Source organism: Rhodococcus sp. IEGM 1366 (assembly GCF_033142425.1).
Taxonomy (GTDB): Bacteria; Actinomycetota; Actinomycetes; order Mycobacteriales; family Mycobacteriaceae; genus Rhodococcus_F; species Rhodococcus_F globerula.
This window is the reverse complement of sequence record NZ_JAWLRZ010000001.1, coordinates 493510-508595: the sequence shown is the minus strand read 5'-3', so window position 1 is coordinate 508595 and position 15086 is coordinate 493510. Positions and strand designations below refer to the sequence as shown.

At 61.7% G+C, this 15086-nt stretch carries 16 protein-coding genes; 8 read left to right on the top strand and 8 right to left on the bottom strand.

The annotated features are described in order from the left end of the window. Nucleotides 1–5: 5 nt before the first annotated feature. Entirely contained in the window at nucleotides 6–1247 is a 1242-nt protein-coding gene (locus tag R4P64_RS02535; RefSeq protein WP_317819137.1) for a M23 family metallopeptidase, read from the bottom strand. A 544-nt stretch (nucleotides 1248–1791) separates the two neighbouring features. Between R4P64_RS02535 and R4P64_RS02530 the strand changes: the two genes are divergently transcribed. Continuing rightward, a complete protein-coding gene (locus tag R4P64_RS02530; RefSeq protein WP_317819135.1) occupies nucleotides 1792–2418 on the top strand; it encodes a class I SAM-dependent methyltransferase in 627 nt (208 codons plus the stop codon). A gap of 115 nt (nucleotides 2419–2533) precedes the next feature. Continuing rightward, nucleotides 2534–3001, top strand: coding sequence for a hypothetical protein (locus R4P64_RS02525; RefSeq protein ID WP_317819134.1), 468 nt, complete (start codon nucleotides 2534–2536; stop codon nucleotides 2999–3001). A gap of 18 nt (nucleotides 3002–3019) precedes the next feature. Here the strand turns inward: R4P64_RS02525 and R4P64_RS02520 are convergent, their stop codons facing one another. The 3 genes from R4P64_RS02520 to R4P64_RS02510 all read right to left on the bottom strand — a co-directional run bounded on the left by R4P64_RS02520 (nucleotide 3020) and on the right by R4P64_RS02510 (nucleotide 5167). After that, on the bottom strand, nucleotides 3020–3457 hold the full coding sequence (locus R4P64_RS02520) for an SRPBCC family protein (RefSeq protein WP_317819133.1): 438 nt from the start codon (nucleotides 3455–3457) through the stop codon (nucleotides 3020–3022). A 97-nt stretch (nucleotides 3458–3554) separates the two neighbouring features. Further along, complete coding sequence (locus R4P64_RS02515) at nucleotides 3555–4250, bottom strand: hypothetical protein (protein ID WP_317819132.1); 696 nt, start codon at nucleotides 4248–4250, stop codon at nucleotides 3555–3557. After that, nucleotides 4247–5167: a LysR family transcriptional regulator gene (locus R4P64_RS02510; protein WP_317819131.1), complete on the bottom strand. Its 921-nt coding sequence runs from the start codon at nucleotides 5165–5167 to the stop codon at nucleotides 4247–4249. The genes R4P64_RS02515 and R4P64_RS02510 overlap by 4 nt, the downstream gene beginning before the upstream one ends. Nucleotides 5168–5262: 95 nt before the next feature. On the opposite strand from R4P64_RS02510, the gene R4P64_RS02505 reads away from it, so the two are divergent. From R4P64_RS02505 to R4P64_RS02495, 3 genes are read left to right on the top strand one after another with little or no spacing between them, the layout of a single operon-like run. Beyond that, complete coding sequence (locus R4P64_RS02505; protein ID WP_317819130.1) at nucleotides 5263–6465, top strand: YbfB/YjiJ family MFS transporter; 1203 nt, start codon at nucleotides 5263–5265, stop codon at nucleotides 6463–6465. A 45-nt stretch (nucleotides 6466–6510) separates the two neighbouring features. After that, nucleotides 6511–7539, top strand: coding sequence for an NAD(P)H-dependent flavin oxidoreductase (locus R4P64_RS02500; protein ID WP_317819128.1), 1029 nt, complete (start codon nucleotides 6511–6513; stop codon nucleotides 7537–7539). After that, complete coding sequence (locus R4P64_RS02495; protein ID WP_317819127.1) at nucleotides 7536–8234, top strand: hypothetical protein; 699 nt, start codon at nucleotides 7536–7538, stop codon at nucleotides 8232–8234. Before R4P64_RS02500 ends, R4P64_RS02495 begins: the two co-directional genes overlap by 4 nt. A gap of 190 nt (nucleotides 8235–8424) precedes the next feature. Here R4P64_RS02495 and R4P64_RS02490 read toward each other — a convergent pair whose 3' ends face one another. Beyond that, a complete protein-coding gene (locus R4P64_RS02490; RefSeq protein ID WP_317819126.1) occupies nucleotides 8425–9630 on the bottom strand; it encodes a YncE family protein in 1206 nt (401 codons plus the stop codon). Between the two features lie 432 nt (nucleotides 9631–10062). Here R4P64_RS02490 and R4P64_RS02485 point away from each other — a divergent pair, with 432 nt between their 5' ends. From R4P64_RS02485 to R4P64_RS02480, 3 genes are all read left to right on the top strand, one after another. After that, nucleotides 10063–10281 carry a hypothetical protein gene (locus R4P64_RS02485; RefSeq protein WP_092804864.1) on the top strand — a complete coding sequence of 73 codons (219 nt, stop codon included), beginning with the start codon at nucleotides 10063–10065 and terminating at the stop codon, nucleotides 10279–10281. A gap of 117 nt (nucleotides 10282–10398) precedes the next feature. Further along, the gene (locus tag R4P64_RS33975) at nucleotides 10399–10614 is read left to right on the top strand and encodes a three-helix bundle dimerization domain-containing protein (RefSeq protein ID WP_141485219.1); all 216 of its coding nucleotides are present in this window, start codon (nucleotides 10399–10401) and stop codon (nucleotides 10612–10614) included. A 339-nt stretch (nucleotides 10615–10953) separates the two neighbouring features. Then, nucleotides 10954–11583 carry a hypothetical protein gene (locus R4P64_RS02480; RefSeq protein WP_317819125.1) on the top strand — a complete coding sequence of 210 codons (630 nt, stop codon included), beginning with the start codon at nucleotides 10954–10956 and terminating at the stop codon, nucleotides 11581–11583. Nucleotides 11584–11880: 297 nt separating this feature from the next. Here the strand turns inward: R4P64_RS02480 and R4P64_RS02475 are convergent, their stop codons facing one another. The 3 genes from R4P64_RS02475 to R4P64_RS02465 all read right to left on the bottom strand — a co-directional run bounded on the left by R4P64_RS02475 (nucleotide 11881) and on the right by R4P64_RS02465 (nucleotide 15048). Next, nucleotides 11881–12369 (bottom strand): hypothetical protein, encoded by a 489-nt coding sequence (locus tag R4P64_RS02475; RefSeq protein ID WP_287163413.1) that lies wholly within the window; start codon nucleotides 12367–12369, stop codon nucleotides 11881–11883. A 20-nt stretch (nucleotides 12370–12389) separates the two neighbouring features. Further along, a complete protein-coding gene (locus R4P64_RS02470; protein ID WP_317819124.1) occupies nucleotides 12390–14225 on the bottom strand; it encodes an acyl-CoA dehydrogenase in 1836 nt (611 codons plus the stop codon). A 136-nt stretch (nucleotides 14226–14361) separates the two neighbouring features. Beyond that, nucleotides 14362–15048 carry an SDR family oxidoreductase gene (locus R4P64_RS02465; protein ID WP_317819122.1) on the bottom strand — a complete coding sequence of 229 codons (687 nt, stop codon included), beginning with the start codon at nucleotides 15046–15048 and terminating at the stop codon, nucleotides 14362–14364. Nucleotides 15049–15086 lie beyond the last annotated feature (38 nt).

The window sequence follows — 15086 nt, the reverse complement described above, 5'->3', positions numbered from 1 at the left end:
TGTCCTTACTTGGGGAAGTTGATGACGTCCGAATTGAGCGGGAGCTGATCGGTTCGCTCTCCCGCATCCGGTCCCTTCACGAGGGAATCTGTGGCCGTCGAGCCCACGAATGTGAAGCGGTCGATCTCGTAGGGCACGTTGTCGCTGGACAAAGGCGCCGGAGCCCGAGAGACATGGAAGTGCAAGTGAACCTCCGTGGTGTTGCCCGAGTTGCCCAAGTCTCCGATTACCTGGCCGCGGGAAACCTTGTCTCCGACCTTCACCGACACCGATCCAGGGATCATGTGCGCATAGAAGGCGTAATTGCCGCCGCCAATGTCGATGATCACGTAGTTGCCACCGAGTTGATCGAACGTCAGACTTTGGTTGACTTGATGCGGCGGCTCGTCCTTCTTGTCAGACACAACTGACACAACGGTGCCGTCGGCCACCGCCAACAGCGATGCGTCGTAAGCGAAGTAGTCTTCGTTCTTCGAGCCGTCACCATTGCTGGAACTGAGAACCGGGTTGTTCATATCGATACGCATCCAGTCGACGGCATAACGTTCGGTCCCGTTGATCCGTCCGCCCACAGCCATCATCGCTCCACGGTGCGATGTGATCACGCAACAGCCGTTGGCCGCCACCCAACCGTCACCTGCGAGGGGTGGCCCGATGGTCACTGGCGAACGTGCACTTGTCTTGACCGCTCCACCGATCTGAGTCACGGTGTCCGGATATCTCGCATTGAGGCCGGAATCCTGTGTGATGAAGGGGCCATACGAGGTGACCAGCCGATGGGTCACCTCAGCCGGTACGTCCGCGCGAGTGTCGTAGACCCCATCGAGTACCAACACAACAGTGCGCCCGACGGGGATGTCGGTAACCGGCGCCGCTTCGAAATTTGCCAACGGGAAGGTACGGGCCAGCACCTCGTCTTTCGTCAGGCTCGCTACTACCTCGCCGTCCGGTCCACCGGCCAGTGTTTCGATCTCAGTGATGGTCGCGGGCCGCGGCGACAAGTTGAGTACCGAAATTTCATAGGCCACATGAACTTTGCCGTCTGTACCGGTAACCGGAATCGGATCCGGCCCTAGTGCCGTAATGACAAGTGGCGCCATCACATCGGCATCAAGCGGGTAGCCGGGTGGGATGCCACCTCGGGGGTCAACGGTCGATGTCGCCGACGATTCGGTGGAATCGGCAGCTGACGAGCAGGCCGCAAGTAGCGCGGCACATGCAACGAGGACTAGTGAAGCTCTACGCATGGATGGTGTCCTTTTATGAATAGGCAATTCCTCGCCGCCGTAAACCAGTCAGTTTCGGGTCCATTCGTCGTCATGAATCCGAGAGCAGACCCGGATATGCCGGGCTGGCGTTTGCTTGAGCATATGCACCAAATGCCAGTTTCTTCAATGAATTTTGAATCTCGAGAATGCACGGCTGGAATCCTGCACACATAGTCGAGGTCACCCAGCTTCGCTCGCAGACGCGTGACCAGGTAATCAATGTCGTTGCATGGCCTTTCGCAAAGAAATGCATGTTTCAGGCCCTGAATTTTTCACCCTCCGCATCACCCTCCGCTTCACCCTGTCTTGAGGTTGCATATCCGGTGATTCATATTCGCAATCGGAACAATGAACTCGTATTCACCGCGCCTGGTGACAATTTCCAGATTCGTAGTTGGTGAGGCTCTTTTTCACGGTTGCAATAGAGTGAATTTTACGAGGTCGATCCCCCGAGCCCGAGGAATCTTCGGGGGCAACGCAGGCAACTGCTGAGGCGCGATGCAGATCGACGATCATTGAAGGCATGGAGAACTCGAGAGCCAGCCGACGCGACACTGTCCGAAATTCGTATTCGGCAAAATCCCAGGACTACACGGATCTCTTCGGCTCGATGGACTCGACGCACCCATCCGATCGAGCCCTGGTGACGAGCTGGGCCACTACGCTGGCCGGCCCCGTGCTCGATGCCGGGTGCGGGCCGGGGCAGTGGACAGACTTCCTGGCCCAGAGCGGGCTGGCTGTGAGCGGGATCGATCTCGTGCCCGAGTTCGTCGAGCGAGCCCGCAACCAATACCCAGATCTTTCCTTCGAGGTCGGGGGCTTCGAGGCACTGGACGCGGAAGCAAATTCACTGGGCGGCGTGCTGTCCTGGTACTCGCTCATTCACCACCACCCACAAGATATCGAGGCACCGCTCGCTGAATTCGCGCGCGTGATCCGCCCAGGCGGTGGATTGTTAGTTGGCTTCTTCGAAGGCGCAACGGTAGAGCCTTTTGATCACGCCGCGACGACTGGCTATCGATGGCCGGTGACGGAACTGGCCCAGATGCTGGTCACAGCGGGTTTCGACGTGATCGAGACCCATACCCGGACCGGGAGCGGCTACAGGCCGCACGGCGCAATCACTGCCAGTCGGCGCGGCGTCGAATAGCGGATCGAGACAGAGCTAGCAATCCTCTTTCATTCATTTCGTGTCAGTGGTGTGCTGGATGAGTCACTCCCCCGTTTTTTCAGCACTGGATCATCCACAGTTGAAAGAAGGCGCCATGACCACGATCCATCTTCACAAGACGACCACTGCGACGCCCGAACAGGTCCTTGCCGGCCTGACCGACTTCGGCCCGGGCCGTGAGGAAATCTTCGGCCGCAGTGCGGACAGCTACCTGAAAGTGCACCAACAAGGACCCCACGAGGCTGATGTCACCGAGGGTTCCAGCGGTATCTGGGAGCGCCTGCACTACGACTGGACCGACCCGCATCGCGTCGTGATGACAACCACGGGCTCCAACCTGTGGGGCGGGGCGTCGAGCCATACCTACACCTTGACCCAACAGCCCACGGGTCTGACCGATGTCGACGCTGTCGTGGTCCGGGACGGCAAGAACCTCAAGGGAAAGCTCCTGGCGTCGGTACTCGGACTCGTCGGCACTCAAGTGCTGGGAAAGTCGTTCACGAAGTCCATCGATGCCATCGAAGCTCGCAATGGCGGCGCGAGCGGCGACAACGCACAGTGACAATTACCTGACGGACTGTCAGAGCGCTTCGAGGGCTTTCGTCATTTTCTTCACCGTTTCGGGTGCCACTTTGGCTTCGAATCCCGCCTTCAGGAGAGGCGACGCGATCTTGGCGGCGCCGTTGAACTCGACGTTCGCGTGATACTCGATCTCGGTCGAATTCGGGCCCACCGAGGTCAGTGTGATGTCATCGGTACTGCTGGCAGTCTTGTTCTTTCCTTCGAGGACAACGTGATTCGGCTCGTCGGTCACCAATGTGTACGTCAGTTCCGTGGTGACACCGAACAGTTTGGACACGTTGTGCCACTGGGTTCCCGCGCCGACAGGACCGTCGGAGATCTGCGTGCAGCTCTCGGTGCCCGGATCCCACGTCGGCGCATTGGCGAAGTCGCGGAGAAACGCCGCAGCCTTCTCGATCGCTACCTCGGCGGTAAATTTGCGGGTGACGTCAACCATGCGGTGGGCCTTTCGGTTCAGGTTTCGGCGGTAGCGCGGAGGGGAGAGTTCGTTCCGACGCTCGGGCTACCCATACTCGACGAGCGGTAACCACCTTTCAGAAGATTGCCCGATCCAGCGGACGCGGAAGAGGTTCGAGCGCCCCGGCGCCGCGGAGACGCTCGAATGCTCTGACGACTGCGTCGACCTCACCGGCCGCCGCGATCTGTAACAGCACGCCACCACCCGGTAGTGCGCCTCCTACTTTCAGGTTGTCGGGGACTGCTTCAGCGCGTCCGGCGCAGAGGTAGCCGACTCGGCCGATCACGGGATCGCCGACGCGATAGTCGGACTCGTCTTCGAGGGCGTCGAGGATGTTGTTGTCGGTGACGTCTCCGAAGTCCGGTTCCCACACCGCGGCGAGCATCCGAAGTAGTTCCGTCTCAGGAACTTCGGCGGTGTCCGGCGCGCTGACAGCAAGAACCATCGACTGAAGAATAATTTCCGGTTCGCCGCCGGCCAACCCTGAGAGTTCGAGCCCCCATTCGGGCCCTCCGCCGGATGCGAGCCTCAACCCGATTCCCAGACGATCCGACCAGTCTTCGGCGGCCTGCGCGTTCTCGAGTACCTGTGCCAACTGGTCGACGGTTACGGCGGTGGTAGGTCCGGACGAGTGGATCTGTTGCCACGACCCGCCGACCGCCTCGGGCAACAGGAACTCGACTTGTTCCAAGGTTTGGCGCCACCGGGTGGCCACGGCCTGCACCGATTCGGGCCGTCGTCCCCAGAAAACGCGAATAGCCCGTCGTGTCATCGATGCCTCCGGTAAGGATCGTCCATGGGCAGCCATATTCCGTCTTCGTGGATTCCGAGATCAGCGACGTCCCGGGTGAGAGCGTCGACGGCCGCGAGAACTGCAGGGCGCGTTTCGTTCTCGCGACACAGGAGTGACCACGTCCAGATTGCCGCCGGGTCGATCACCTGACGTGCAGTGAGATCGCTTGGCAGCGTGATGGTCTGCCCTTTGGGCGAGTTGACGACCGGACGGCCGATGGCACGGACGTGATCGAAGAATGCCGGGCCGGTGATACCACCGTCGTTGATGCGCAGGATCTGTGCGCCGGTATCGCGAGCGAATTCTTCGGCGTAGACGTTCCACGAATACCAGGAGGTGGTGTCGTCGTCGACGAGTACGACCACGTCGCGTGCCCGCACCGGTGTGGTTTCCGCACCGGCGGAGACGGCGTAGAGCCGATCCGCACCGAGCAGTCTTGCGCTCAGAGCATGTTGGGCGACATCGGTTTTCCGCACCCAGGCGATCGCCAGGTCGAGGCTGCCGTCCGCCACCCGCGCGGCCTGCGCGTGCGAAGGCACCACCCACGGGTCAACGTGCAGTTGCGCGACCCCCGAGGTGCGCGCGATCAGATCGGTGGGAAGCCAATTGACGTAGCCGATCCGGACGGGCTCTGCTCCGGACAGACGCTCCGCGCGTCGACGCAGATTCTCGGCTCTCTCGAGTAGCGCGCGGACGTCGGGGAGCAGCGCCGCGCCGGCTGGCGTCAGAGCGACGGAACGGCGGTCGCGGACGAACAGCTTGACGCCGAGGTCGCGTTCGAGTGCCATGATCTGCTGCGACAAGGACGGCCCGGCTATCAGTAGTCGTGCCGCGGCTCGGCCGAAGTGCAGTTCCTCGGCGACGACCTCGAAGTATCTCAGCTGACGCAGCTCCACGATCCTTCATCCTACGTGCGGTGGGAGGTTGTGCCTATCAGTCAGGAGCAAAGCGGTTGTGGCGGTCCGGCGGGGCCGGGGCACACGATAAGACCATGACCACAGTCCACTACGGTGTCTCCCCGCGAGCGCACGCTGTCCAAGCTGCCGCTGCGCTGGCCGCGAGCATGGGAATCGGTCGATTCGTCTACACACCGATTCTGCCGTTGATGCACACGCAGGCCGGTCTGTCCGCCTCGCTCGGCGCCACCTTGGCCACGGCCAACTACGTCGGGTACCTGATCGGCGCGCTCGCGGGAATCCTCATTCCCGGCGTGGTGCGCTCGGCAGCGGTGATGCGTACGTCGTTGGTGGTCCTCATCGCGACTTTGGCGCTCATGCCCACTACCCACGACGGATCGATCTGGTTCGGCCTGAGGCTAGTCGCAGGCATTGCAAGTGCGCTCGTATTCATGATCGCCGTCAGCGCTTTGCACGCGCACCTTCGGGGGCAGTCCCAATTCCTGGCCGGATGGGGATTCGGCGGAGTTGGGTTGGGTATCGCCCTGTCCGGGGTCCTCGTGTTCGTCGTCCGCTTCGTCGGCACCTGGGGCACTGCCTGGCTGGCATCTGCTGCCCTGGCAGTGGTGTGTGCGGCCGTAGCCTGGGGGCTGACACCGGAACCGCGTCCGATCATCACACCGGACGCGCCGGGAACTCCCAGTTCCCAACGCTGGTTCACCGCCTTGTTCATCAGTTATTTCCTGGAAGGCATCGGCTACATCATCGCGGGCACGTTCCTCGTTGCCGCAATCGATCTCGCCGCTCCAGAATGGGTGGGCAGCGGCGCTTGGATAGTCGTCGGGTTGGCCGCATTTCCCTCGTGCGCCCTGTGGGCCTGGCTCAGCCTGCGTTGGTCGCGGCCGACCCTCCTTCTGGCTGCCCTGTTGATTCAGGCGGTCGGCATAGCGCTGCCTGCTCTGATCGGCGGCGTCGGCCCCGCGCTGATCTCCGCTTTTCTGTTCGGCGTGACCTTCCTCGGTATCGGGTCGATCGTGTTGGCCATCGGCGCGCACCTGCAGTTCCCACGCGCCGTGGCGTTGCTGACCGCTGGATACAGCGTCGGTCAGATTCTCGGTCCACTCGTCGTCACTCCGTTGCTGCGAGACGGGTACCGCGACGCACTGCTACTCGGTGCTGCCATCGTCCTGGCCGCTGCCTGTGCCGCCGCAGCATTGCGGTTCCGATTCCCCCATGATGTCGACGCGGCTCCCCGGAAAGTAACCCCGAATGAGGAGGCAGTTTTTGATGTCAGATGATGAAACGGTCGGAGCGCTATCCGTCGTAGGAGTGGAGATGTTCGAATGAGTGCACTCACAACCGATCTCGATCTCGAGATCCCCATCATCGCGGCACCTATGGCCGGCGGTGCTTCCACACCGGCGCTCGTAGCTGCTGCTTCTCGCGCCGGAGGTCTCGGCTTCCTCGCCGCCGGGTACAAGACGCCTCAGGCTCTGTCCGACCAGATCGACGCCGTGCGCGCCGAGGGAGTGTCGTTCGGTGTCAACGTCTTTGCGCCCAACCCGGTGCCTGTCGACGTCGATGCCTACCGTGCCTATGCCAGGGCGATCCAGGTCGAGGCGGATCGCTATGGCGTCACACTTTCCGACGGCGAACCGGTCGAGGACGACGATTATTTCGAGGACAAGATCGATCTGCTTCTGGCCGACCCGGTTCCGGTGGTCAGTTTTACTTTCGGCTTTCCCTCACCCGCCGTCATCAAGGCGCTGCGCATTGCCGGTTCAATTGTCGTCCTCACTGTGACTTCGGAGGCAGAGGCACTTCTTGCCGTCGACGCCGGTGCCGATCTCCTTGTCGTGCAATCGTCGGCTGCCGGTGGTCACTCCGGAACGCTCACTCCCCTGCAGGTTCCGGCAGAAACACCGATTACCGAACTGATCGCACAAATCCGTCATCGCACCTCTGTTCCGCTATTGGCGGCAGGTGGACTGGCGACCTCCGTCGACGTCGCAGCAGCCTTGCGTGCCGGAGCCGAAGCCGCGGTAGTCGGCACTGTACTGCTGCGCACCGAGGAGAGTGGCGCTTCGGCTCCGCACAAGGCAGCTCTGGCCGACACGTCGCGCGGGAAGACCGTCGTCACAAGAGCTTTCACGGGACGTCCCGCCCGGGCACTTCGGAACGAGTTCATCGATCGCTACGACGCACGGGCGCCCTTCGGGTATCCGGCCATCCATCACCTGACCAACCCCATGCGCAAAGCCGCTGTTGCGCAGGCAGATCCCGAGCGCATGCACCTGTGGGCGGGCACTGGCTGTCGCCACGCGACGGAGGAACCAGCCGGGGTAGTGCTTTCGCGATTGGCTAACCTGTGACGGCGCGGACACCGGACATCACATTGCCCGAGGTGGTGACATACGATGGGCTGCCCAGTGGTGCACACTCGCTTCGAGTCAAGCGTCCTGATGATGCATTTCAGCGGCTGCAGACATTCCTGGAAGCCTGCACCGAACCAGTGTCGTTGCCGTCGTGGACGTTCGAGATCTACAAGGGTGGGCCATCCGAGCCGACCGCGCAGTTGTCATCGTTCGCTACCGAGCTCTTCGGTGGGCCCCGCTACAAAGCGCAAACCCATACCGAGTGGAACGTTCCACCCGGATCCGTCAACGAAGCGCTCGATGCCCTCGTTGGTTGCGATGCGGTCACAACCCACGGACGTTCTTTGGCGGCGCTGACCTACAGCACCCCCGTGTGCTTGATCGACCCGGACACCCGCGCTCCATACGCCGATATCACTCCGGACGCGTTCGGCCGCTTTGCCGTCGACGGATACGGCCGGCGTCTGGGGGAGTCGGGCATACGCGCAACCCTCGGTAACGCGGCATCCTCACTGTCCCTGTGGCTGAACCTGCCTGCAGACGAACGGTTGTCGTCCGGTGCTCGTCACCTACAAGACCATCTCCCGTTCCGGCTGTCCGCGAAACACTGGCGACTGTGGCGACCCACCCGTAGCGGAGACTCTTACCGTTCCAACAAGATTCCTTCGCCCATCCACCTGCACAATTCGTGACTCTCGCACTTCAAGTCGGTGAAGGCCGAACCGCCGGATACCTCGGGTCCGTGCAGTAGGAGACCCTGCCGGCCAGAGCTTGTCGTCGTTCACCGCCGGAGTTTCGAATGTCGATGGCCGCCCATCCCGGAGTGGGATGAGCGGCCGCGATTCGTATTGCGTTGGTATCCAACAGGTTAGGGCGACGAGGTCAGGACCCGAAATTCTCGAGTGATCCGAGAAGTCCGGTCGCAGGTGGCGGAGTCTGGGTGACCTCGATCGTCACATCGGCGAGGACGGCCGGTGTACCGAAGCCGTTGGACGCGGTCACGGAGAAAGTGAACGATCCTGCCGTGGTGGGGGTTCCGGACAGGACGCCGGCCGCGCTGAGTTCGAGTCCGTCGGGCAATGTGCCGTCGGTGACGGTCACCGTGGGGGCGGGTTGTCCGGTCACGGTGAAGGTGTGGGTGTATGGCGTGTTGACGGCGCCCGTGGGAGGTATCCCGTCGAGGGTGGGTGCTTTGTCGATCGCGATTACGGAGACCAATTGCCGGCTGCTGTCGACGACGTAGGCATGCGCGCCGTCGGGGGTGATCGCAATCCCACGAAGATACGCGCCGACCGGGATCTCTTCGATGACTGCCTTGGTGGCGAGGTCGATCACCGACACCTTGCCGGGGCTGGTGTCGTGGGTGACGTAGGCGCGGCTGCCGTCGGGGGTGATTGCCACGCTGCGAAGCCGCACGCCGACCGTGAACTCTTCGACGACGGTGTTGCTGGCGGTGTCGATCACCGATATATAGCCTGAATTGGTTTCGTGACTGACGTAGGCGCGGCTGCCGTCGGGGGTGATTGCCACCCCGCTGGGCCACCCGTCGATACGTATTGGACCGCCGATGACCGTGCTGGTGGCGGTATCGACCACCCAGACCCCGGCAGGTTCGACGGCGGTTATGTAGGCGCGGGTTCCGTCGGGGGTGAACGCCACCCCGTTGGAATAGGTGGGGATAGCGACTTCGCCGACCTTTGCATTGGTGGCGGTATCGATCACCGATACGTTGCCAGGAATGGTGTCGTGAGTGACGTAGGCGCGGGTTCCGTCGGGGGTGAACGCCATGCCTACCGATCGCGAGCCGACCTCGATGGGGTTGCCGATGACTGCATTGGTGGCGGTGTCGATCACCAACAAAGCGCCGGGATAGGTTTCGTGCGCTACGTAGGCGCGGCTGCCGTCGGGGGAGATCGCCACCCCGCGAGCCTGTGCGGCGACCGGGATGGTGGTGTCGAGGACAGTGTCCGCGGCGGCGATACCGCCGGCATTGCCGAGCGTCATGGCTAGCGCCAGAACCGCAGCGCCGAATGCCGCGGTGGTCCGAGATTGACTCTGAGATAATGCTTTTCGATTGAGAATATCCATAAAGAAGCAAACCCTTCCAGTCGTCAGCGCTCCGTACCGGGATGCGCAGCGGCCACAGGAAGGTAACCACCACATCGGAAGATATAGAACATTTCGCTTGTATGTAAGAGTTTCAAGTGGCCATTAGAGGACACATGCACCTAGTGGCCATGATCGCCCCATAGACTCCGCGACCCCTATCGTCGAGATGAGTGCTGAGATGAGTGTCAATCTCCAGGGTGGCATGACCGAAGCGGACCGAAAACGGTACGCCCGATTGCAAAGTCGCGACTAGCACCGGGTTTGGGCCACGCAGCAGTCATCCTTTGACCTCGTCGGAGACAGGCGTGTAATAGATCCATGAGTCAACGCAAGTCCACATTTTGAAGTTCGGCGGGTGCGACCCTCGAATCTCTCTTGTCGTGAGCGCCGACGAAACTGAGGAGACAGACAATGATGCAAGATGAGGTGCCGCTGTCGGTCTACCGAATTACGAGCGACGATCTGGTAGACGAGTACCAATCCCTGTACAACAGGTTTGATCGCCTCACCCCGAACCAAAAAGCACGGTTCTATTTTGTGAACGAAGAAATGAAGGCCCGCGGGCTTGGACACGGCATGCCTACCCCCACCACGCACGATCGCAACGATGCCTGGGACGGGGAAATCTGAGATCGCTTTGGTTCCTCGGTACCCAGCAGCCGAATTCGATGACCAATACACGGTGTCGAAGACAGTCGCCGACTTTTCTTCTGTTGAACTATAGACAGGTAGGGCGCAGTTTTACAGATGAAGAGCGAAGAGGCAGAACGTTTGATCGCTCATGCGGTGACGCGGTTGTCCGCGAAGTATCCGTCGGTGTCCGCCGACGTTGTCGCACAAGTGGTGGCATCGGTGCACGCTCATTTCGACGGCCACCGATGCCTGGGACACCCCTCACGATCCGACGGTCGAATCTGCGCGGCTGTGCCAGCTCGAGGCCGATTTCGCGTATGGCATGAATGAAGGCCGCAGTTATGCCCGTTTCCAGCACACAGTGACCGACGGCGGGCGTATCTGGTTCTTCGTTGAGCCGGCCCCGAAGGGCGCGAAGTCGAAGCACGCGGGGGGTGGGGGCTGTTGGGGCGGTGTGTGACTGGGCATCCGAAGGAACCGAGTAGAACTGTTCGAGGAGAAGCGGAGCCGCTTCTAATTGCTGTCCGACCGGCGCGAAGAGAAAAGCACTCGTACATTCTTTCGCCCACAGGTCCGGATTTCATCATTGCTTTGCCTTGGCCCCGTGGAGGAGTGTGAGAGAGGGGGATTGACCCGTCGGTGCCGTCGAGGCGCCGACCGAGAAGAAAGGTGTCGATCGTGTATGCACGCTCAACAACCATTGATGCGCAGCCGTCGTTCATCGACGTCGGGATCAAGCACATGCGCGATACCGTGATGCCCGCGCTCGCCGGCATCGACGGCTGCGCCGGACTGTCCCTGCTGGTCGACCACAGCTCCGGTCGGTGCATCGCCACCAGCTCCTGGACGGACGAGGATTCCCTTCGTGCGAGCGAAGGACCGGTCCTGCAGCTCCGCGCCGGCATGGCTGAGGTCTTCCATGGCGCCACTACCGTCGCGCGGTGGGACATCGCCGTCCTGCATCGTGACCACCGCTCACACCGTGGCGCTTGCGTGCGGGTCACATGGCTCGAGGTCGAGCCGGGCCACCTCGAGCGCGCAGTCGACGTGTACAAGATGGCCTCCCTGCCCATGATGCAAGACCTCGAGGGGTTCTGCAGTGCCAGCTTGCTGGTCGATCCTGCCGCCGGTCGCGCCGTGTCGTCGGTGACCTTCGACAGCGCTGCGGCGATGAATGGCAACAGGGAGGAGTCCGAGACCATCAGAACTTCGGGAATCCGTGAGTCCGGTGCGCGGCTTCTCGAGGTACGTGAGTTCGAGCTGGCGATCGCTCATCTGCACGTACCCGAGATGGCCTGACAACGATCGTCGATGAGGCGTTAGTTTGCGTGCGAGTAGTGCCGGGCTCCGCTCAGCGCGTGTGTGTCGAGTTCGGGATCGGCATGCAGATGGCGTCGGCGCATGCGAAGGCAAGCCGCGTTGACCCGTCGAAAAACGTGCACGCGACGCGCGTAGTTGACACGAAAATGATGGTGACCACCACTCGGCGAGGGTGGGCCTCGTCGCCCTGGTGTGTGCCTTCGTGCTCTTGGTAGGGGACTTCGTCGCTGTTCCTGCCGGTCTGATCGCCGCGACGCCGTACTCGGCGGCGAAACGCTACAAAGCAGACCTCTGGCACAGTGTTCCGATTTCCGCGACAATGCGATCAGCGCTGCGAACCACCCATACCGCGCGTCCGTCTCGTAATGACGGCATCAAGAATCGGTCCTTCTCAATAGGCCACTGCACAAATCCGCCGGCCAGCTCATCCTGGACTTCTCCGGCGATCAGGGCCGTCAGCTCCTGCACAGACTGTTCGATGCGTGGCCCGCCGAACCCGAGGTCCCTCAGCGGACTGGTTCCTGCACTCTTGTGCTTCGGCCGCGGGCCAGGCTTGAGCGCGAGGTGGCAGTGACCGTCATCGAGCAACGAGATAGTCCACAGGCAGTTCTCGATGTACGTATCTGGGCCATGCCATCGGCATTGCAGATCCCTGCCGACGGCCTGGCACGCAGTGACGACGTTGGTGGGGGCGCCGTCTGGTGCATCCGGCCCCGTGATCGGAAAGGTCCAGACCCCCACGTAGTCGATGTCGGGCACATACATGCCTTCACTGTGGCACGTTGTCAGAACGCGTCTTCCTCGAGCTCCATGATCTTGTTGTCGAGGGACCCCAGGATTTCCTTCGTAGAGGACAGGATGGGCAGGATGTTCTTCGCGAAGTACGACGCGATGACAACCTTGCCCCGATAGAACGACCGGTCCTTTGCAGGCGCGTCCCGGTCCATGGCTGCCAACGCAACTTCGGCCTGCACCAGCAGGCGCCATCCGATGAGCAGGTCACCTACCGCGTACAGAAAGCGCACCGATCCGAGGCCTATCTTGTACAACTCGGACGGCTGGTCTTGAGAAGCCATCAGATAGCCAGTGAGCGTCCCGGCCATCTCTTGTACGTCGGTCAGCGCAGTCTCGAGCAGCGCCCGCTCTGCCTTGAGGCGACCGTTTCCGGCGTCGCGGTCGATGAACTTTCGTATCTCACCGGTCACATGCGCGAGCGCAACGCCACGGTCGCGGGCGATCTTACGAAAGAAGAAGTCCTGCGCCTGGATTGCCGTGGTGCCCTCGTAGAGGGTGTCGATCTTGGCGTCGCGGATGTACTGCTCGATCGGGTAGTCCTGCAGATACCCGGAGCCGCCCAGGGTTTGCAGGCTTTCGGTGAGCAGTTCGTAGGCTTTCTCGGAGCCGACACCCTTGACGATCGGTAGCAGTAGGTCGTTGACCCGCGCCGCCAATTCGGCGTCTGCACCCGAAACCAATTCGGCAACATCGGCATTCTGATGCGCCGCGGTGTACAGATAGACCGCTCTGAGCCCCTCGGCGTAGGCCTTCTGCATTGCCAGGCTGCGTCGCACGTCGGGGTGATGAGTGATGGTCACGCGAGGTGCGGTTTTGTTTGTCAGTTCAGTGAGGTCCGCCCCTTGAACGCGCTCCTTAGCGTAGGCGAGGGCGTTGAGATATCCGGTAGACAGTGTCCCGGCAGCCTTGGTGCCCACCATCATTCGAGCATTCTCGATCACCTGGAACATTTGGGCGATGCCGTTGTGTACGTCGCCGACGAGCCAGCCGACGGCGGGTACGTCGGTGGCCCCGAACGTGAGCTCGCAGGTCGGGGACGACTTGAGGCCCATCTTGTGCTCGACACCGGTGACGTACACGCCGTTGCGCTCTCCCAGTTCGAGTGTCTCCGAGTCGAAGTGGAGCTTCGGGACGTAGAACAGGCTCAGCCCCTTCGTTCCAGGGCCGGCTCCCTCGGGACGAGCGAGTACCAGGTGGAAGAGATTTTCGGCAGTGTCGCCGACGTCGCCGCCGGAGATGAACCGTTTGACGCCCTCGATGTGCCACGTGCCGTCGTTCTGCGCGATTGCTTTCGTACGGCCTGCACCCACGTCGGATCCTGCGTCGGGTTCGGTGAGCACCATGGTGGCGGCCCAACCGCGCTCGAAACCTTCTTTTGCCCAATGCTTTTGCTGATCGGTGCCGACGCCGTAGAGCACGCTCGCCATCAGCGGACCCATGTTGAAAAAGCTCGCCGATCCGTTTGCCGCGACCAGCATCTCGCCGATCGCCCAAACCAACGGCGCGGGAGCGGGTACACCACCAATGCCTTCTGGTAGACCGAGCCGCGACCAGCCAGCCTCGTTCACAGCCTCGACGGTCTTGCGTAGCGGTTCCGGGACCACGACCGCGTGGTTCGGTGCATCGAACTCGACAGGGTGCCGATCCGCGTCGGCGAAAGAGGCGGCGACGGGACCCTCGGCGAGCCGCGCGACCTCGGTGAGGATGTTGCGCACAGTGTCGGTATCGAGGTCGCCGTAGGCGTCGCCGTCCAGTAGCTCACCGATCCCGAGTATTTCGAACAGATTGAACTCGATGTCGCGCACATTGCTCTTGTAGTGACTCATGATTCTCCGACCTCGGCTCGTCATCAGTACACAAGAAAGCCTGCCCCACAAAGAATTCAGTACGCAACCGTAGGTAGAACATGTGACGAAGCGACGGCGGCCGGAAGTGCCGTTGCTGCAAAATAGCGCGTCGTGGTTAGTTTGAATTCGGCGCAATCGCAAGATTTTGCTTGATGTACCGAGTGGTGTCGTCTGCGAGGATCTCGAGCAAATCTTTTTCAATACCGTCGAAGGCCTGCGCGGCGACATCGGCTGGGTCGATCTTCTGCTCGGCGGGTACATCCGCCGCCATGTCAGTGTCCATGTATGCGACGTGCAGTGCCGAGACGGTGATTCCGCGCGGTGCCAGTTCCTCTCGAGCAGCGTCCGTCATTGCCCACGCCGCCGCCTTGGCTGCGGCATAGGATCCGAGCGCGGCGGGGTGAAGCCAGGACAGTACGGAAAGTACGTTGAGTATTGTTCCCCCGCTGTTACTTTCGATGACGGGAGCGAAGGCTCGGGTCACGGCGAGCGGGCCGTAGAAGTTCACGTCTATCTCGCGGCGCACGTCATCGATGTTGCCGCTAATCAGCGGCGTAGAGGTGGAGATTCCTGCGTTGTTCACGAGCAGAGTTGCATCCGACGCGGTGCGGGCCGCAGCCTTGATCGACTCCTCGTCGGTTACGTCCAGCTGCAAGGGAATGACGCCGGGCAGATCGACTGTTTCCGGATTTCGGGCGGCTGCGTACACCTTTGCTCCCCGCTCGACGAGCCCCGCGGCTAGATGGCGTCCGAGTCCTCGATTGGCGCCGGTGACGACGGCAACTGCATTGTTCAGATCCATGATGTCTCCCAGGGGCGAGGTACTGACGGAAATTTAGA